We start from the raw sequence: 18619 nt of genomic DNA, 5'->3' as shown, positions 1-18619 counted from the left end.
GGATAACAGGCTTATCTCCCCCAAGAGTCCACATCGACGGGGAGGTTTGGCACCTCGATGTCGGCTCATCGCATCCTGGGGCTGTAGTCGGTCCCAAGGGTTGGGCTGTTCGCCCATTAAAGCGGTACGCGAGCTGGGTTCAGAACGTCGTGAGACAGTTCGGTCCCTATCCGTCGTGGGCGTAGGAAATTTGAGAGGAGCTGTCCTTAGTACGAGAGGACCGGGATGGACGCACCGCTGGTGTACCAGTTGTTCTGCCAAGGGCATAGCTGGGTAGCTATGTGCGGAAGGGATAAGTGCTGAAAGCATCTAAGCATGAAGCCCCCCTCAAGATGAGATTTCCCATAGCGTAAGCTAGTAAGATCCCTGAAAGATGATCAGGTTGATAGGTTCGAGGTGGAAGCATGGTGACATGTGGAGCTGACGAATACTAATAGATCGAGGACTTAACCATATAATATGTAGCAATGTTATCTAGTTTTGAGAGAACATAAAAAAATTGTTGACTTTTAAAGTGAATAAGTTATAATAATGATTGTCTCAAAAGAATAATGTCTGGTAATGATGGCAGAGAGGTCACACCCGTTCCCATACCGAACACGGAAGTTAAGCTCTCTAGCGCCGATGGTAGTTGGGACCTTGTCCCTGTGAGAGTAGGACGTTGCCAGGCAATATTATTCCGCAGTAGCTCAGCGGTAGAGCTATCGGCTGTTAACCGATCGGTCGTAGGTTCGATTCCTACCTGCGGAGCCATTGGAGAGCTGTCCGAGTTGGCCGAAGGAGCACGATTGGAAATCATGTATACGTCACAAGCGTATCAAGGGTTCGAATCCCTTGCTCTCCGCCATAGGATTTATAATATTTGGCCCGTTGGTCAAGTGGTTAAGACACCGCCCTTTCACGGCGGTAACACGGGTTCGAATCCCGTACGGGTCACCACTTTGGAGGATTAGCTCAGCTGGGAGAGCACCTGCCTTACAAGCAGGGGGTCGGCGGTTCGATCCCGTCATCCTCCACCATATGAATTTTATATAAATAGTATTATCGCGGGGTGGAGCAGCACGGTAGCTCGTCGGGCTCATAACCCGAAGGTCGCAGGTTCAAATCCTGTCCCCGCAACCAAATGGTCCCGTGGTGTAGTGGTTAACATGCCTGCCTGTCACGCAGGAGATCGCCGGTTCGACCCCGGTCGGGACCGCCATTTTAATAAGGCTCGGTAGCTCAGTCGGTAGAGCAGAGGACTGAAAATCCTCGTGTCGGCGGTTCGATTCCGTCCCGAGCCACCATTTATTTTAATAAAATACGCCGGCTTAGCTCAATTGGTAGAGCAACTGACTTGTAATCAGTAGGTTGGGGGTTCAAGTCCTCTAGCCGGCACCATGTAAGTTTCGGAGGGGTAGCGAAGTGGCTAAACGCGGCGGACTGTAAATCCGCTCCTTCGGGTTCGGCAGTTCGAATCTGCCCCCCTCCACCATTTACATAGGGGCATAGTTTAAAGGTAGAACTGAGGTCTCCAAAACCTCCAGTGTGGGTTCGATTCCTACTGCCCCTGCCAAATATATTTACACAACATGGCGGTTGTGGCGAAGTGGTTAACGCACCGGATTGTGGCTCCGGCATTCGTGGGTTCGATTCCCATCAGTCGCCCCATTTTTATTTTTAAAATTACAAATAATTTAATTGATACTTACATATAATTAAGTAAGAATTCGATGGGCTATAGCCAAGCGGTAAGGCAACGGACTTTGACTCCGTCATGCGCTGGTTCGAATCCAGCTAGCCCAGCCATTTTTGCGGAAGTAGTTCAGTGGTAGAATACAACCTTGCCAAGGTTGGGGTCGCGGGTTCGAATCCCGTCTTCCGCTCCAATGAAATTTAATATGGCGGCATAGCCAAGTGGTAAGGCAGAGGTCTGCAAAACCTTTATCACCGGTTCAAATCCGGTTGCCGCCTTTTCTTTTGTGCCGATGTGGCGGAATTGGCAGACGCGCACGACTCAAAATCGTGTTCCTTCGGGAGTGTCGGTTCGACCCCGACCATCGGTATCATGAACGTCGTAAAAAAACTCTATACAATTAGTATAGAGTTTTTTTTGTTTTCTTTTCATTACATGACAAAATAAGCACAAAAAGTGTACGGTGAGTAAACTGCGAAACATTAAAAGGATAAAAACAAACATTCAATTTTATCCTTTTAATTGCGGTATTCTATAATATTCCCTTCGAGCACTCTAGAGAGAATTTCTCCACCCCGGTGACATGAAGTTAAATCCGACACCACCAGTAGATATTAGTACATGATCAGCTGTTAATTTCGTAATTTCTAAAAACTTCTTTTCAAACTTTTCTCTGTTGTATTTGTACATAGTTGAGTGGCACGACCACATGTGCGTTGAAGTACTCAACCAGTCCTCTAATTCCTTCAATTCAGGAAACGCCTCAAATTGGATTGGTTCATCTAATTTCATGAATCTTACTTGATAGATAGTTGGGTTTAACTTCTCTCCTATTCCTTTAAAAGCATGTGATTTTTTCTCATTTGAATGTGTCATAATTCTCCCTCCACCTTTTCTTCAAATTTTTCCCTATTTTTATTGTACAGCAATAGAAAGTAATTATGGGAATATTATGGAAATCGGTATCGGCAATATAAAAAGACTCTAACAGAAATGTTAGAGTCTTTTTTGTTAAATTATATTATGTGATGCTAAAATTCGTAATAAACTTAGGAATTCATGTATAATATAACTTGTCGAAAGAACAAAATGATAGTGATTTATATTATGTCTGTAATATGAATCAAAAATGAACTTTTTATATTTCTTTTAAAAATGTGTTGAACACACATTATATTTCATATTAATATTTTTATGTAGATTTAAAACGAGAAAGAGAGTGGAAAGTATGGGCCGTAAATGGAACAATATTAAAGACAAAAAAGCATCGAAAGATGCAAATACAAGCCGTATATACGCGAAATTTGGACGTGAAATTTATGTGGCGGCAAAACAAGGAGAGCCAGATCCAGAATCAAACCAAGCGCTTAGAGTCGTATTAGAACGTGCGAAAACATACAATGTACCAAGAACAATTATTGATCGTGCAGTTGAAAAGGCAAAAGGCGGTTCAGAGGAAAATTATGACGAGCTTCGTTATGAAGGATTTGGACCAAATGGAGCTATGGTTATTGTAGATACACTTACAAATAACGTAAACCGTACTGCAGCAGATGTACGAGCTGCATTTAGCAAAAACAGTGGTAACATGGGTGTAAACGGTTCTGTAGCTTACATGTTTGATGCGACAGCTGTTATCGGCCTTGAAGGTAAAACATCAGATGAAGTTCTTGAAATTTTAATGGAAGCAGATGTTGATGCACGTGACATTCTAGAAGAAGAAGATTCTGTTATCGTGTATGCTGAACCTGATCAATTCCATTCAGTACAATCTGCACTTAAAGGTGCTGGTGTTGAAGAATTTACAGTTGCAGAATTAACAATGCTTGCACAAAGTGATGTTACACTTCCCGAAGATGCTCAAGTACAATTTGAGAAAATGGTTGATGCATTAGAAGATTTAGAAGATGTGCAACAAGTTTACCACAACGTAGACTTAGGAGAATAATACGATAGAAGCCCTGTCCGTTTAACGGATAGAGGCTTTTTTTATGAAGTTAATTAAGTTGATGAATTAGTAAAGGTATTTTGTTGTAGACAGGGAATATGCTTATAGGGATATATGAAATAATCATTATTTCTAGGAGGTTTAATATGGAACATAAAACACCAAAGCATATCGTTGCTGTAGCAGGTTATTTAACAAATGAAAAAGATGAAGTGTTATTAGCTAAAGTACATTGGCGATCGGATACGTGGGAGTTGCCAGGAGGACAGGTGGAAGAAGGAGAAGCGCTCGATCAAGCAGTTTGTAGGGAAATGTTTGAGGAAACCGGTTTAACTGTGAAGCCGGTTGGAGTTACAGGTGTTTACTATAATGCTTCTATGCATATTTTAGCTGTTGTTTTTAAAGTGGCATATGTGAGCGGTGAAATAAAAATTCAACCTGAAGAAATACAAGAGGCTAAATTTGTTGCTTTAAATGAAGAGAATATAGATGAGTATATAACGCGTCCTCATATGAAATCCAGAACGCTTGATGCGATGAGAGCAACACATTATATTCCGTACGAAACGTGGGAAGTACAGCCGTATAGTTTAATAGGAAGATTGTAAAGAAAAGAGTGACTGATTTGAGATACATTCAAATCACTACTCTTTTTTTTGTATACTGTTTAAGAAAAAGGTCAAAATAATAATAGCGCTAGTATTGATTTGTAGAACGTTTGTTCTGTATAATGGATTTATCCCGCTATTTGCCGGGCAGCTCAATTGGTGAGGGCTAATAATCAGTGGGGATGAACAAAACCTCCACTGATTAAAGTTTCACTTTATATGTTATATACATTTAGATTACTAGATAGTTAAAAGTACATATATTTGTAGATGATATAATTAAAGTGTAAAGTGAAAATATAATAGTCTTAAGGGTTACTCTCTTATTGGTTATTCGTACTTTAACATACCTATATTCAATATTTCAGATGAATAGTAGATAAAAAAAGACTGTGATACAATACTTTTTTATCCGACTATTTGCTGGGCAGTAAGCCTGATTGATGAGGGCTTATTAAAGTTTCACTTTATACCTTACAATGATGTAAGGTACGTGTAAGAGAAATCGATGGGATATTTTTTTACAACAATGTATTCTTAAAGTAAGAGTTATATGCTGTGTGGAAAAGAGGTGTTCAAGATGAAAGAACGAGTATTATCTAGGGTGAACTATCATCAAAAAGTTGCATTAAATCCAATGACTAAACTTTTTTATAAAGCCATTATATTATTATTATTGTTAAGTTGTACGTTATTATTCATTGGAAATGTAATGATTGAGCAAAGTGATATTAGTAAATTACATGTGCCGGCTAAGTTAGAGGTACCAGAATCATTAACACATGCATTTATTGCGACAGAAGATAAAAGATTTTATCATCATAACGGTTTAGATTATATAGCAATTATTAGGGCCTCTGTTGAGAATATAAAGGCTGGTGGTGTCGTACAAGGAGGAAGCACGATTACACAGCAGCTATCTAAAAATGCTTTTTTAACGAATGAACGTACATTTTCTCGTAAGTGGAAAGAGATTTTTTATACGAAAAAAATTGAACGTACATTTACGAAGGATGAAATATTAAAATTATATGTAAGTAACATTTATTATGGAGAAGGAGCATGGGGAATTGAAAAAGCAGCAAACCTTTACTTCGGTAAAAAGGTGAACCAATTAACGTTGGCTGAAAGTGCAATGATGGCTGCTGTAGTAAAAGCACCTGCTTATTACTCACCTGCCCAAAATTATGATAAAGCAGTAGAGAGACGAAATGTCGTTTTGAGACTAATGGAGAAAGAAGGCTATATAAGCCATGATGAGTATGTTCAAGCAGTTAGTGAGAAATTGGTAATTCGTCATGATATAAAAATAGAGCAGTCGATGTTAAATAGCGCGCGTAAAAAAGCAGTAAGTTAAGAGAAGTTCCTACAGAGGAGCTTCTTTTTTTGAATAAATTGTGACAAATTGTGACACAATATCGTCACAATTATTGTGTTTTTGTAATTTATGTGAGCGTGTTCATTGCGTGACGTATATAAGTGTTGATATTATGTGTATTGTGTACAATGCTGTATACAGAATATGAATTTAAAGAGGAATGTATATGAAATCAAATAAACTCATGGCTCTTGGTATAGTTTTTTCTATCGCAGTATTGATTGTAATTGGAACAATTGCGTATAGCATCATAAATGACAAAAAAGATAAAGGGAATGAGATGTTTGCTTATTCCACGCAACAATCTTTAGGGAAAGATGATGCTCCAGTTAAGGTAGTTGAATTTGGAGACTTCAAATGTCCTGCTTGTCGTACTTGGGATGTAACAGTATTACCTCGATTAAAAGAAGAGTATATTGATAAAGGCAAAGTGCAGTTATATTTTATTAACTTCCCATTTATCGGAAAAGACTCGGATTTAGGTGCAGCAGCTGGTGAAGCAATTTATAAACAAGATAAAGATTCATTCTGGATTTTCTATGATGAGATTTATCAAAATCAAAAGAAAGATACGGAAGAATGGATTACAGAAGATTTGCTTCTTAGCATTGTGAAAGAGAAACTTCCAAAAGTTGATGTAGAGCAATTTAAGAAAGATTTACACAGTAAAGAAATTACAGAAAAAGTACGTAAAGATTCAGATCGTGCTCAAAAATTAAAAGTTCAAGGTGCTCCTTCAGTATATGTAAACGGAAATCTTGCAAACCCTGATTTCGATAGTATGAAGAAGGCCATTGATAAAGAATTGAAAAAGTGATGAGGTCTCTCATCACTTTTTCGACTTTTTTCGATAAAATTCTTGCCTCTATTTTTTTAACATGCTATACTATTTTACATAAGTTATTCTAATATCTTATATGTAATTTATATTTGCGGGTGTAGTTTAGTGGTAAAACAAGAGCCTTCCAAGCTCTGGTCGAGAGTTCGATTCTCTTCACCCGCTCCAAATTTTATTAAATGTTTTTCTATAAATTGTGATCAACGCAGTGTTTCGTTTCCGAGATAAACGAGGCATTGCGTTTTTTAATGTTTGAAAAATATAATTACATGCGAAAATAGAAGTAAATAATAGTATTCCAAAAGTGAATTACTAACCAATAAAGTCGTTACATAAGGGATGATGGATTCATCTGAGGAGGCGATTAAGAGTGGATTTTGAACAATTAAAGCAAGATGTAATTGCGTATAGTAAAACAATTGGCATAGATAAAATAGGCTTTGCGAGTGCTTCTCCTTTTGAGGAATTAAAGCAGCGCTTAATCCAGCAACAACAATTAAATTATCAATCTGGATTTGAAGAGCCTGATATAGAGAAGAGAACGAATCCGCAACTTTTATTACCGGGTGCTAAATCAATTATTGCGATTGCTTTAGCATATCCTTCAAAATTAAAAAATGCACCATTAAGTAAGCGTGGAGAACGCCGTGGAATTTTTTGCCGTGCTTCTTGGGGACAAGATTATCATCTTGTTTTACGAGATCGTTTGCAAAAATTAGAAGCATATTTAATTGAAAAACTTCCGGATATAGAAGTGAAGTCCATGGTTGATACAGGTGAATTAAGTGATCGAGCTGTATCAGAGCGTGCAGGCATTGGCTGGAGTGGGAAAAACTGTGCTATTATTACACCTGAATTCGGTTCGTACGTATACTTAGGGGAAATGATTACAAATGTTCCATTCCCGCCAGATAAGCCGATAGAAGATCAATGCGGGGGCTGTACGAAATGTATCGATATTTGTCCTACAGGTGCTTTAATACAGGGGGGACAGTTAGATTCGAAGAAGTGTATTGCGTTTTTAACACAGACGAAAGGATTCCTACCTGAAGAATATCGCGATAAAATAGGAAATCGTATATATGGATGTGATACGTGTCAGACTGTTTGCCCGAAAAACAAAGGAATGGATTTTCATAATCATCCTGAGATGGAGCCGGACCCTGAGCTAGTTAAACCATTATTAACGCCACTTTTAACAATTAGTAATCGTGATTTTAAAGAGAAATATGGGATTATGTCAGGGTCATGGAGAGGGAAAAAGCCACTGCAAAGAAATGCGATTTTAGCATTAGCACATTTTAAAGAAGCATCGGCAATTCCTGATTTAATTGGTGTTATGAAAGATGACCCAAGACCGGTATTGCGCGGAACGGCAGCATGGGCACTTGGGAAAATTGGGGGAGATGGAGTAGGCGAAGCGATTGAGAAAGCGATGGAACGTGAGAAAGATGAAGAAGTACTTCATGAAATGAAGCGCGGGCTTGAATTGTTAGCACAGAAAAAAGAGTAGATAATATTTCCCTTTTTCATATTGTAATATGGGAGGGAAACGAAATGGCTGTAAAAATGAATATTGAAAAGCAAGTACAACAGTTTTTAGCATATATCACAGAGAAACGAACAGACGTGGATGGTATTGCTGAGGATTTACTACAAATGGCACAGAGAAAGAAACAATTGTTTCAAAGGCGTAGTGCACATATAGTGAAAGCAACTGCGGATGTTTCTTTCATTAGACAATTAAATAGTAATGACCATCAAGAAATTGATTATCAAATACATTTTAAATATTTAATTAAGCATAAAGAATTATTTTATATTGAAGAGGAACAATTAAAACGAAGAGTTTGTTTAAATAATAGTCGGATTATAGGCGATTATGATATTGAAGTGTCAGAAGAAATTAGAATGGGTGAGACATTAGAAAGGGAAATTACGAAAGAGAAGTACGGTTCTTATCAGTATAATCGTTTAGAGGCAGTGAAATATGCAGAGCGTTGGTGGGATGACCGAAATCCTATGTATCGTAATTTCCCTGATAATTGTACGAATTTTATTTCTCAATGTCTTCATACTGGAGAAGTACCTATGAACGGATATCCTAATATTCGTAAAGGATGGTGGCAAAGGGAGAATCAGTGGAGTTGGAGCTGGGCTGTTGCACATTCTTTTTATTGGTATTTGTCAGGTGCTACAACAGGACTTCGAGCAGAGGCGGTAGAGAGGCCAGAAGAACTTATTCTTGGAGATGTTATTGCTTATGATTTCGAGGATGACGGAAGATGGAATCATACGACGATTGTAGTAGCAAAAGATGCAGATGGTATGCCGCTTGTAAATGCACATTCAGCGAATAGCCGTCGACGTTATTGGAACTATGAAGACTCTAGTAAATATACACCACAAATGAAATATAAATTCTTTCATATTATTAATGGGTAGAGATTTTTCGCTCAAGTGGTATAATACGTAGTAGACAAAAAACAGAGGTGAATATCGCGTGGGAGTACATGTTGTTTTATATCAGCCAGAAATTCCAGCAAATACAGGGAATATTGCTCGTACTTGTGCAGCAACTGGAACAGAATTACATTTGATTAGACCGCTTGGATTTTCAACGGATGATAAAATGTTAAAGCGTGCCGGATTAGATTATTGGCAGCACGTGAAAATTACGTATTATGATTCAATTGAAGAATTTTATGAAAAAAATAAAGATGGTGAATTCTTCTATTTAACGAAGTATGGCGAAAAAGCTCATACAGCGTTTGACTATAGCAAGCGCGAGAAGGATTACTATTTTGTATTTGGAAGAGAAACAAACGGCTTACCAGCTAATGTAATCGAAGAAAACTTTGATCATTGTTTACGTATTCCAATGACAGATAAAGTACGTTCATTAAATTTATCTAATACAGCAGCAATTTTAATTTATGAAGCGTTCCGTCAACAAAATTACCCTGGATTAGATTTAGAAATCGTTTATTAAAAGTCGCCATATGGCGACTTTTTTTTATAAAATAAAAATAATATGTAATCATACATTTAAAAGAGAGGACATAATCATATAGAATGGGATATATGATTAAAAATAGATAAGACGGGTTGAGATAAATATGAAGGAAGAATATAGTAATCAAAATACCTTTTTAAGTATGATAGATATGGATTTAATTAGACAAGGATTATTACATGCTATTCAAGATTTAGTATTTATTTTGAAAGTTATTGATGATGAAACGTTTAAATATATGTATGTGAATAGAATAGGAATGGATTATGCTAGGTTAAGCGAAGAGTGCTATGGAAAAACTTTTGCAGAAGTATTACCAAAAGATATAGCGGGGATATTGCAAAGGCAATATGAAAAAGTAGTGAGAGAAGCGAAAGCACACACATTTTGTGATGTAGTCAAATTACAAAAAGGTGAGATACATTATGAATCTTCACTTAATCCTGTCTGCGATGAAGAAGGAATATGTCAATTTGTTATTTGTATTACAAGAGATATTACAGCTCAAATTGAGGAGAAGACAGAGATAGAGGAAAAACAAATGTTATTTAAGTCGTTACTAGAATATAATAATGACTCAATTATATCTATAGATTCTATAGGGAGAGTTACATATGCAAACCCGGCAACGTATGAAATATTTGGATACCGGTATGAAGAGTTAAATAATAAATTTATTTTTGAATTCATTAATAAAGAATATGAAAAAGACTTTCAAATTCTATTTAAAGGAGCTCTGCAGGGAAGAGCAAAACAAATTGTTTCAAAGAAATATGTTCATAAAGAAGGGTACGAGCTATATATTTCTTTGAGAACTATCCCGATTATTGTGAACGGTGAAATTGTTGGAGTTTATATTGTTACGAGAGATGTTACAAGGCAAGTATTAAACGAAATGCGAACAGAATATTTAGCCTACTATGACCAGTTAACGGGATTAATGAATAGAATTTCATGTACAAATAAGTTAAATACTTTTTTAAAAGAGAGTATAAATTTTGCGCTTGTATTTATAGATTTAGATGAGTTTCATCGTATTAATGATACATTTGGTCATAAAGAGGGAGATAAAGTATTACAAAAAGTTACAGAATGTTTAAGCAATCTAAAAATAGAAGGTATGCACTTATTTAGAGAACACGATGATCAATTTGTTATGTTAATAGAAAATATAACGAAAGAATGTGTAGAGGAAATTGCAAAAGGCATACTGAAAAATATTAGTGAATATTTTGTAATCGAGGAAGAAGATGTATATTTAAGTGCGTCAATTGGAATTGTAATGGCTCCAGCAGATGGAGAAGATGAAAAAATACTATTTCAGAGGGTCGATGCTGCTTTAGAAAAAGCAAAAGAAAAAGGAAAAGGACATTATCATTTTTATTGTAGTGGATTAGACTGTGAGCGTGAACAAAGGTTTATAATAGAAAACCAGTTACATCGTGCTATAGAAAAAAATGAGTTTTTCTTATATTATCAGCCACAAATTAATATTGAAACGAAAAAAATAGCTAGTATGGAAGCTTTAATAAGGTGGGAGAATAAGGAATTAGGATTTGTTTCTCCAAATCAATTTATTCCGTTGGCAGAAAGAACAGGATTTATTATTAAGCTCGATGAATGGGTAGTAAATCAAGTGTGTCAGCAACTGCGCGAATGGTTAAATAAAGGATATGAAGTGGTCCCAATTGCAGTTAATATTTCAGCTAGACACTTTCGCTCTATTACATTAATAGAGATGATTACACGGGCTTTAAATAAGTACAATGTACCAGCTTATTTATTAGCGATAGAGGTTACAGAAGGAGCTCTTATACATAAAGATATATCGAAGAGAGTGTTACTACAATTAAAAGAACAAAATTTAAAGATTCATTTAGATGATTTTGGAACAGGCTATTCATCTTTAAGTTACTTGAAAACATATCCAATTGATACTTTAAAAATTGATCGTTCTTTTATGGAAGGTATACATATAGATGAACGTGATACGAATATTACAGCTGCAATTATTCATTTAGCTCATACTTTAGAACTGAATGTAATTGCAGAGGGAGTAGAAAAAAAGGAGCAAATACAGTTTTTGAAAGAAAAGAATGTGAAGCTTGTACAAGGTTATTATTATAGTCGACCATTATCCAAATATGATATGGAAAATATGTATTATAAATAATGTATAAAAAAATGATGTGCTAAAAGCACATCATTTTTTATGTGTACCTGGTTTGTCATTGTAACCAGATGTAAAAATAGCTGTAAGAAATGTGAGTGATACACCTAAAATTAATAATAATTTCATACTAATATCCTCCTTACTTTTTTCGGTTCACGAGTTCTATTTATTACCCAAAATGTATGTAAGGTTCTTAGAAGAAAAGAATTTATTTATAATGAATAGCAGTGTGAAAATGTTAATACCTATATTATACAGAATTTTCTTTGAATTTTGGAGAGAATTTTAGCGTGCTATTATATATTTCGTTTTGATTTAAAGAATGTTTAAGGACATCCTAGCATACCTTTTATAATAATCCGATTGAACAAGGAGATGGGGGAGGAGCTATAATGGATATTCTAAAAAAGATTGAACAGCATCGAGCAGCAGAAGAACGGTTACAATGGGAAGGTACGTTTGCGGAGTATTTGGAGCTTGTGAAAGAAAGACCATGGGTGGCTCAAACAGCACACTCTCGCATTTACAATATGATAAAAGATGCTGGAATTGAAGAAGTTGATGGTAGAAGAAAGTATAACTTCTTTAGTAATCAGCTCTTTGGATTAGAGGATGCTCTAGAACGTCTTGTAGAGGAATATTTTCATCCATCCGCAAAACGATTAGATGTTAGAAAAAGAATTTTATTATTAATGGGTCCTGTTAGTGGAGGGAAATCAACGTTAGTTACGATGTTGAAACGAGGATTAGAAACATATTCACGAACAGATCGTGGAGCAATTTTTGCAATTAAAGGATGCCCAATGCATGAGGATCCACTGCATTTAATTCCACATCATTTACGAGATGATTTCTTTGATGAGTATGGGGTTAGAATTGAAGGAAATTTATCACCACTAAATGTCATGCGTTTAGAGCAAGAATACGGATCAAGAATTGAGGATGTAGTTGTAGAGCGTATTTTCTTCTCTGAAGATCGCCGTACAGGGATTGGTACATTTAGCCCGTCTGATCCAAAATCACAGGATATTGCAGATTTAACAGGTAGTCTGGACTTTTCTACGATTGCAGAATATGGTTCAGAATCAGACCCGCGTGCGTATCGATTTGATGGAGAATTAAATAAGGCGAACCGAGGAATGATGGAGTTCCAAGAGATGTTAAAATGTGATGAGAAGTTTTTATGGCACTTATTATCGCTTACGCAAGAAGGGAATTTCAAAGCGGGAAGATTTGCGCTTATTTCAGCAGATGAATTAATTGTAGCGCATACGAATGAAACAGAGTATCGCTCATTTATAGCAAATAAGAAAAATGAGGCATTGCACTCAAGAATTATTGTAATGCCAGTTCCTTATAATTTACGAGTAAGTGAAGAAGAACATATTTATGAAAAAATGATTCGTGAAAGTGATGTGTCGAATGTTCACATTGCACCACACACACTTCGCGTTGCAGCAATGTTCACTATTTTAACTCGTTTAAAAGATCCGAAGCGTCCGGATATTGATTTAATTAAAAAGATGCGTTTGTATGATGGAGAAACGGTAGAAGGTTATAATGCGATTGATGTAGAGGAGCTACAACGAGAATATCAAGATGAAGGTATGAAGGGTATTGATCCTCGTTATGTCATTAACCGAATTTCGTCTACAATCATTCGAAAAGAGGTACCATCTATTAACGCGTTAGATGTACTTAGATCTTTAAAAGATGGGCTGGATCAGCATCCATCGATTAGTAATGAAGACCGTGAACGTTATATGAATTTCATCTCATTAGCGAGAAAAGAATACGATGAAATCGCAAAGAAAGAAGTACAAAAGGCGTTTGTTTATTCATATGAAGAATCGGCTAAGACACTTATGGATAATTATTTAGATAACGTCGAGGCGTACTGCAATAAATCGAAATTACGTGATCCGTTAACAGGAGAAGAAATGAGTCCAGATGAAAAATTAATGCGCTCAATTGAAGAGCAAATTGGGATTTCAGAAAATGCTAAGAAAGCGTTCCGTGAAGAGATTTTAATTCGCATTTCTGCTTATGCCCGTAAAGGAAAACGCTTTGATTATAATTCACATGAACGTCTTCGTGAAGCGATTCAGAAAAAACTATTTGCTGATTTAAAAGATATAGTGAAAATTACAACATCAACGAAAACGCCAGACGAAAATCAGCTTAAGAAAATCAATGATGTTGTTGCGCGTTTAATTGATGAGCATGGCTATAATTCTTCTTCAGCAAATGAATTATTACGCTATGTAGGTAGCTTGTTAAACCGATAGTTTGATAACAAAACGCTGTCTCTTGTATTTTGCGGGACAGCGTTTTATTATCCGTTCATATGTGTATAAAGTGTCATACCTTGTCCAAATGTAATAAATTAAGATGCAATTTCATGAATTTATTGTCAATTATTTTTACAATATGCATATGATAGAGTAACCAACCATTCATACGAAAAAAGCCAACACAATACAATATGTTGCAAAGTAAAAATGTGTGCAACAATGCATTGTGTTTCTTTCTTATCAGTGGCTGAATATTTCTTTCTATTATGTGAGTGGCAAAATTTTGTTTAGGATGCTCGGGTATTGTATGAAAAACGTTATAAATGTTTATGGGATGATTTTCTGTGGGCAGTTACCTTTCAAATATTCTAGCTTGCACAGTACAGAACAAAATTTATAGATTGCTGTTCATAAAGGAAGACAATTACAGTAAGGAGGGAAAGGAATGGGCGAAGAAAATCAACCAAATTATACGATTTCACAGGAAAACTGGTCCCTCCATCGCAAAGGATATGACGACCAACAACGCCATCAAGAAAAAGTACAAGAGGCAATTAAGAATAATTTACCCGATCTTGTAACAGAAGAAAGTATAGTTATGTCTAATGGCAAAGATGTTGTAAAAATACCAATTCGTTCTCTAGATGAATATAAGATTAGATACAATTATGATAAAAATAAACATGTTGGGCAAGGAAACGGTGACAGTAAAGTTGGTGATGTCGTTGCGAGAGATGGATCAGGTGGTCAAAAACAAAAAGGGCCAGGAAAAGGGCAAGGAGCAGGAGATGCAGCTGGGGAAGATTACTATGAAGCTGAAGTCTCTATTTTAGAATTAGAGCAGGCATTTTTCAGAGAGTTAGAGCTGCCTAATTTAAAGAGAAAAGAAATAGATGAAAATCGGATTGAACATGTTGAATTTAATGACATTAGAAAAACAGGATTATGGGGAAATATCGATAAGAAACGAACAATGATATCTGCATATAAACGAAATGCGATGCGTGGTAAAGCATCTTTCCATCCAATTCATCAAGAAGACTTAAAGTTCCGCACTTGGAATGAAGTATTAAAGCCAGATTCAAAGGCTGTTGTGTTAGCGATGATGGATACGAGTGGATCGATGGGAATGTGGGAGAAGTATATGGCACGTAGCTTCTTTTTCTGGATGACAAGATTTTTACGAACAAAGTATGAAACAGTTGATATTGAATTTATTGCTCACCATACAGAAGCGAAAGTCGTCACAGAAGAAGAATTTTTCTCAAAAGGAGAAAGTGGCGGAACAATATGTTCTTCCGTATATAAAAAGGCATTAGAACTGATTGATAATAAATATTCACCAGACCGCTATAATATTTATCCATTCCATTTTTCAGATGGTGATAATTTAACATCAGATAACGCTAGGTGTGTAAAGCTTGTGGAAGAATTAATGAAGAAATGTAATATGTTTGGATATGGGGAAGTGAATCAGTATAATCGCCATAGTACACTCATGTCAGCCTATAAAAATATTAAAGATGAAAACTTTAGATACTATATTTTAAAGCAAAAAGCAGACGTATTTCATGCGATGAAAAGCTTTTTTAGAGAAGAATCAGGTGAGAAAATGGCATAACCTCTTTTAAAGAGGTTCTTTTTTTGTAAACTTTTTATTTTCCTAGTTGACAATGATAATGAAAATCATTATCATTTATTCGAGAAATGATTACATTTCGAATTATATATTTCGGAGGAGATGTAAAGTTGAAACAAAATAAAAGAAAACGTATAAATGCAATGATTATAGCGGCAGCGTTATCACTTCCGTTTGCTGTTTATTCAACACCTGCTTTAGCGGCAGTAGCAATTGAGGCGAATAAAACTGGACAAGGTTTAGAAGATGGTACATATGACGCTGTTATTAAAGCGTATAAAGATAAAACGAATGAAGAGTCTATGGCAGCTGTTTATATAAAGGATCCGAAATTAACAATTGAGAATGGAAAGAAAATTGTAACAGCAACATTAAGTGATAGTGATTTCTTTCAATACTTGAAAACAGAGGATATTCATACTCCAGGTGTGTTTCATGATGTGAAAGTAACATCAGAAGATAAAAAGAAAAATGGAACGAAAGTGATTCAGTTTGAAGTAGGGGAATTAGGAAAAAGGTATAATATGCGAATGCATATTTATATTCCAACAATGGCCTATGATAATAAGTACCAAGTACAGTTTGAAGTAAATACATTGAATTTAGAGAACAATGTTCCAGAAAAACAAAAGGAAAATAAAGAGGAGCAACAAGATGAAAACGGAAATGTAATATTAGATAAGCAATTACAAAAATATATTAATAAATATAACTTAAATAGAGATAATGTAGATGCGCCAATCACAAAGAAAGATTTATTACAAATTAAAACTTTATCTATTTATTCAGGTAAAGGAATAAATAAAATAACTGGTTTAGAGTATATGACAAACTTAGAGAAGTTGACGTTACGAGAGTCTAATGTAAAAGACATATCAGCCATCTCGAAGTTGAGAGGTTTGAAGTACGTTGATTTAACGTCTAATTCAATTGAAAGTATTCACCCAATTGAGCAGTTAGAGAATATTAATATGCTTTTTTTAAGAGATAATAAAATTTCTGATCTTACACCATTAAGTAAAATGAAAAAAATTAAAACATTAGATTTAATCGGTAATAACATTAAAGATATCCAGCCATTATTTACAGTATCAACTATGAAACAATTATACTTAGCAAATAATCAAATCAGTGATCTTACGGGAATTGATCGATTAAATAATGTGGAATTATTATGGATAGGGAACAATAAAATTAATAATGTTGAATCTATTAGTAAAATGAGTAATCTTATTGAACTAGAAATTTCTGATAGTGAAATAAAAGATATATCATCATTATCGCAATTAGGAAATTTACAAGTGCTGAATTTAGAAGAGAATTATATCTCTGATATATCGCCGTTGAGCACTTTAACAAATTTACATGAGATAAATCTTGGAGCAAATGAAATTTTTGACGTAAGGCCTGTTGAGGAATTAGGTAAGCGAATTTCAATTGATATTCAAAGACAAAAAATCTTTTTAAATGAAGGAAGCGTAGATGAAGAAATAAAAATCCCAGTATACAACCTTAAAGGAGAGCCACTTCAAAATATTAATTTGCAAAGTGAAGGGGCTACTCTGAATAACGGATTTATAAAATGGAATAGTCCTGGAGAAAAAATATATGAATTTAAACTAGATACTAATTCTACTGAAAGTAAAATAAGATTTAATGGTACGGTTATACAGAATATAGTTGAAAAACAAAAAGAAAGTCAAAATGTAATTCTCGATAAAACTTTACAACAACATATTAATAAAGAGAATTTAAACGCTCCTATTACAAAAGAAGATTTATTACAGATTAAAAAATTAGAGATACTTAAAGAAAATGGAAATGAGATAAAAAATATAACAGGTTTAGAGTACATGACGAACTTAGAAAAACTCACTTTAGAAGGAGTAGGCCTGAAAAATATTGAGTTCATCTCAAACTTGAAACAATTGAATAATGTGAATGTATCTCATAATCAAATTGAAGATATAACACCACTATCTTCATTGGAAAATTTACAGTGGTTAAATCTTACAGATAATCGTATTAAAGATGTAACGGTTCTTGGATCAATGCTAGACTTACTTAGTTTAAAATTAGCTGAAAATGAGATTCGTGATGTAAGGCCATTAATACAATTAGGTCAGTGGGTAACAATTGATGTTAGAAGGCAAAAGGTCATTTTGGATGATGCAGAAATAAATAAAGAAGTGAAAATACCTGTATATGATTTAGAGGGAGAGCCAATTGAAAAGATTACACTAAAGAGTGAAGGTGGAACTCTTACTGATGAGGGAATCATTTGGCGTACTTTAGGAGAAAAAATATATGAATTTGATTTAGATGCAGATCATTATGAGACTGGCATATTATATAGTGGCATTGTAATGCAGAATATAGTAGAAAAATTAATACCAAAAGAAGAAGTGAAAGAACCAACAAAGGAAGTGGAAGAGTCAAAAGAAGAAGTGAAAGAACCAACAAAAGAAGTGGAAGAAACAAAAGAAGAAGTGAAAGAACCAACAAAGGAAGTTGAAGAGTCAAAAGAAGAAGTGAAAGAACCAACAAAGGAAGTGGAAGAGTCAAAAGAAGAAGTGAAAGAACCAACAAAAGAAGTTGAAGAGTCAAAAGAAGAAGTAAAAGAACCAACGAAAGAAGTGGAAGAGTCAAAAGAAGAAGTGAAAGAACCAACAAAAGAAGTTGAAGAAGCGAAAGAACCAAAGAAAGAAGTAAGAGAATCAGCAACAGGATTGGATCAAGAACCAAAAGGGAATAATCAAGTTGTTGAAAACGAGGGAAGGAAAGCAGACACTTTAAATAAACAACATACTAATAAGCCAGAGGAAGGTAAGAAATTTTTACCATCAACAGGCGGTGAAGCTAGCACATCGACTTTACTTTCTGGCATAACACTTGTTCTTTCCGCACTAAGTATGTTCGTATTTAGAAAGAGATTATTTAAGAAATAAATAACGTTTAATCTTATTATTATATATAATTAATTTTTGCTTTTTTGAGAAGACATTATCATGGCGGTTTTATTAGAAACATGCATATGATGGTGTCTTTTG

The 18619-nt window shown here is 35.1% G+C and carries 12 protein-coding genes, 16 tRNA genes and 2 rRNA genes (1 of these 30 only partly in view); 29 read left to right on the top strand and 1 reads right to left on the bottom strand.

What is annotated here, in order from left to right:
* From MHI28_RS15195 to MHI28_RS15115, 17 genes are all read left to right on the top strand, one after another.
* Positions 1 to 454 (top strand): 23S ribosomal RNA (locus MHI28_RS15195) (it extends 2468 nt beyond the left edge of the window).
* Positions 455 to 554: 100 nt separating this feature from the next.
* A 5S ribosomal RNA gene (rrf, locus tag MHI28_RS15190) occupies positions 555 to 670 on the top strand.
* 8 nt (positions 671 to 678) lie between these two features.
* Positions 679 to 753: transfer RNA gene (locus MHI28_RS15185), tRNA-Asn, on the top strand.
* Between the two features lie 2 nt (positions 754 to 755).
* Positions 756 to 847: transfer RNA gene (locus MHI28_RS15180), tRNA-Ser, on the top strand.
* Between the two features lie 17 nt (positions 848 to 864).
* A tRNA-Glu gene (locus MHI28_RS15175) sits at positions 865 to 939 on the top strand.
* A gap of 4 nt (positions 940 to 943) precedes the next feature.
* Positions 944 to 1019, top strand: a tRNA-Val gene (locus MHI28_RS15170).
* Between the two features lie 26 nt (positions 1020 to 1045).
* Positions 1046 to 1122, top strand: a tRNA-Met gene (locus MHI28_RS15165).
* A 3-nt stretch (positions 1123 to 1125) separates the two neighbouring features.
* Positions 1126 to 1201 (top strand) — tRNA-Asp (locus MHI28_RS15160).
* 9 nt (positions 1202 to 1210) lie between these two features.
* Positions 1211 to 1286 (top strand) — tRNA-Phe (locus MHI28_RS15155).
* 18 nt (positions 1287 to 1304) lie between these two features.
* A tRNA-Thr gene (locus tag MHI28_RS15150) sits at positions 1305 to 1380 on the top strand.
* Between the two features lie 10 nt (positions 1381 to 1390).
* Positions 1391 to 1474: transfer RNA gene (locus MHI28_RS15145), tRNA-Tyr, on the top strand.
* Between the two features lie 7 nt (positions 1475 to 1481).
* Positions 1482 to 1555, top strand: a tRNA-Trp gene (locus MHI28_RS15140).
* 19 nt (positions 1556 to 1574) lie between these two features.
* A tRNA-His gene (locus MHI28_RS15135) sits at positions 1575 to 1650 on the top strand.
* A gap of 63 nt (positions 1651 to 1713) precedes the next feature.
* Positions 1714 to 1788, top strand: a tRNA-Gln gene (locus MHI28_RS15130).
* A 5-nt stretch (positions 1789 to 1793) separates the two neighbouring features.
* A tRNA-Gly gene (locus MHI28_RS15125) sits at positions 1794 to 1868 on the top strand.
* Between the two features lie 14 nt (positions 1869 to 1882).
* A tRNA-Cys gene (locus tag MHI28_RS15120) sits at positions 1883 to 1953 on the top strand.
* A 10-nt stretch (positions 1954 to 1963) separates the two neighbouring features.
* Positions 1964 to 2045: transfer RNA gene (locus MHI28_RS15115), tRNA-Leu, on the top strand.
* Positions 2046 to 2230: 185 nt separating this feature from the next.
* On the opposite strand, the gene MHI28_RS15110 is transcribed toward MHI28_RS15115, so the two are convergent.
* A complete protein-coding gene (locus MHI28_RS15110) occupies positions 2231 to 2551 on the bottom strand; it encodes a DUF3884 family protein (RefSeq protein ID WP_000149823.1) in 321 nt (106 codons plus the stop codon).
* Between the two features lie 352 nt (positions 2552 to 2903).
* Here MHI28_RS15110 and MHI28_RS15105 point away from each other — a divergent pair, with 352 nt between their 5' ends.
* The 12 genes from MHI28_RS15105 (at position 2904) to MHI28_RS15050 (ending at position 18517) form a co-directional block, all read left to right on the top strand.
* Positions 2904 to 3623: a YebC/PmpR family DNA-binding transcriptional regulator gene (locus MHI28_RS15105; RefSeq protein ID WP_000532954.1), complete on the top strand. Its 720-nt coding sequence runs from the start codon at positions 2904 to 2906 to the stop codon at positions 3621 to 3623.
* A gap of 146 nt (positions 3624 to 3769) precedes the next feature.
* Positions 3770 to 4231 carry an NUDIX hydrolase gene (locus tag MHI28_RS15100; protein WP_000400451.1) on the top strand — a complete coding sequence of 154 codons (462 nt, stop codon included), beginning with the start codon at positions 3770 to 3772 and terminating at the stop codon, positions 4229 to 4231.
* Between the two features lie 580 nt (positions 4232 to 4811).
* Positions 4812 to 5588: a transglycosylase domain-containing protein gene (locus MHI28_RS15095; protein WP_000664718.1), complete on the top strand. Its 777-nt coding sequence runs from the start codon at positions 4812 to 4814 to the stop codon at positions 5586 to 5588.
* Between the two features lie 187 nt (positions 5589 to 5775).
* Positions 5776 to 6426, top strand: a complete 651-nt coding sequence (locus tag MHI28_RS15090) for a DsbA family protein (RefSeq protein ID WP_000841308.1) — start codon at positions 5776 to 5778, stop codon at positions 6424 to 6426.
* A gap of 115 nt (positions 6427 to 6541) precedes the next feature.
* Positions 6542 to 6615 (top strand) — tRNA-Gly (locus MHI28_RS15085).
* Between the two features lie 202 nt (positions 6616 to 6817).
* Positions 6818 to 7960 carry a tRNA epoxyqueuosine(34) reductase QueG gene (gene queG / locus MHI28_RS15080; RefSeq protein ID WP_000345208.1) on the top strand — a complete coding sequence of 381 codons (1143 nt, stop codon included), beginning with the start codon at positions 6818 to 6820 and terminating at the stop codon, positions 7958 to 7960.
* Positions 7961 to 8004: 44 nt separating this feature from the next.
* Entirely contained in the window at positions 8005 to 8892 is an 888-nt protein-coding gene (locus MHI28_RS15075; protein WP_000279323.1) for an amidase domain-containing protein, read from the top strand.
* A 58-nt stretch (positions 8893 to 8950) separates the two neighbouring features.
* Entirely contained in the window at positions 8951 to 9439 is a 489-nt protein-coding gene (trmL, locus tag MHI28_RS15070; protein ID WP_000538147.1) for a tRNA (uridine(34)/cytosine(34)/5-carboxymethylaminomethyluridine(34)-2'-O)-methyltransferase TrmL, read from the top strand.
* 127 nt (positions 9440 to 9566) lie between these two features.
* The gene (locus MHI28_RS15065; protein ID WP_000657163.1) at positions 9567 to 11636 is read left to right on the top strand and encodes a sensor domain-containing protein; all 2070 of its coding nucleotides are present in this window, start codon (positions 9567 to 9569) and stop codon (positions 11634 to 11636) included.
* A gap of 392 nt (positions 11637 to 12028) precedes the next feature.
* Complete coding sequence (locus MHI28_RS15060; RefSeq protein WP_000353273.1) at positions 12029 to 13924, top strand: PrkA family serine protein kinase; 1896 nt, start codon at positions 12029 to 12031, stop codon at positions 13922 to 13924.
* A 451-nt stretch (positions 13925 to 14375) separates the two neighbouring features.
* Positions 14376 to 15551, top strand: coding sequence for a sporulation protein YhbH (yhbH, locus tag MHI28_RS15055; RefSeq protein WP_000503516.1), 1176 nt, complete (start codon positions 14376 to 14378; stop codon positions 15549 to 15551).
* A gap of 128 nt (positions 15552 to 15679) precedes the next feature.
* The gene (locus tag MHI28_RS15050; RefSeq protein WP_340828067.1) at positions 15680 to 18517 is read left to right on the top strand and encodes a leucine-rich repeat domain-containing protein; all 2838 of its coding nucleotides are present in this window, start codon (positions 15680 to 15682) and stop codon (positions 18515 to 18517) included.
* Positions 18518 to 18619 lie beyond the last annotated feature (102 nt).

This window comes from Bacillus sp. FSL K6-0268 (assembly GCF_038005425.1).
GTDB lineage: Bacteria > Bacillota > Bacilli > Bacillales > Bacillaceae_G > Bacillus_A > Bacillus_A thuringiensis_S.
This window is presented reverse-complemented; position numbering and strand designations above follow the sequence as displayed.

Excerpts from the sequence above, each read along its gene's own strand:
- MHI28_RS15065 (WP_000657163.1), top strand. The coding sequence starts at position 9,567 with ATGAAGGAAGAATATAGTAATCAAAATACCTTTTTAAGTATGATAGAT.
- MHI28_RS15105 (WP_000532954.1), top strand. The coding sequence starts at position 2,904 with ATGGGCCGTAAATGGAACAATATTAAAGACAAAAAAGCATCGAAAGAT.
- MHI28_RS15060 (WP_000353273.1), top strand. The coding sequence starts at position 12,029 with ATGGATATTCTAAAAAAGATTGAACAGCATCGAGCAGCAGAAGAACGG.
- yhbH (WP_000503516.1), top strand. The coding sequence starts at position 14,376 with ATGGGCGAAGAAAATCAACCAAATTATACGATTTCACAGGAAAACTGG.
- MHI28_RS15095 (WP_000664718.1), top strand. The coding sequence starts at position 4,812 with ATGAAAGAACGAGTATTATCTAGGGTGAACTATCATCAAAAAGTTGCA.
- MHI28_RS15075 (WP_000279323.1), top strand. The coding sequence starts at position 8,005 with ATGGCTGTAAAAATGAATATTGAAAAGCAAGTACAACAGTTTTTAGCA.
- MHI28_RS15100 (WP_000400451.1), top strand. The coding sequence starts at position 3,770 with ATGGAACATAAAACACCAAAGCATATCGTTGCTGTAGCAGGTTATTTA.
- MHI28_RS15110 (WP_000149823.1), bottom strand. The coding sequence starts at position 2,551 with ATGACACATTCAAATGAGAAAAAATCACATGCTTTTAAAGGAATAGGA.
- MHI28_RS15090 (WP_000841308.1), top strand. The coding sequence starts at position 5,776 with ATGAAATCAAATAAACTCATGGCTCTTGGTATAGTTTTTTCTATCGCA.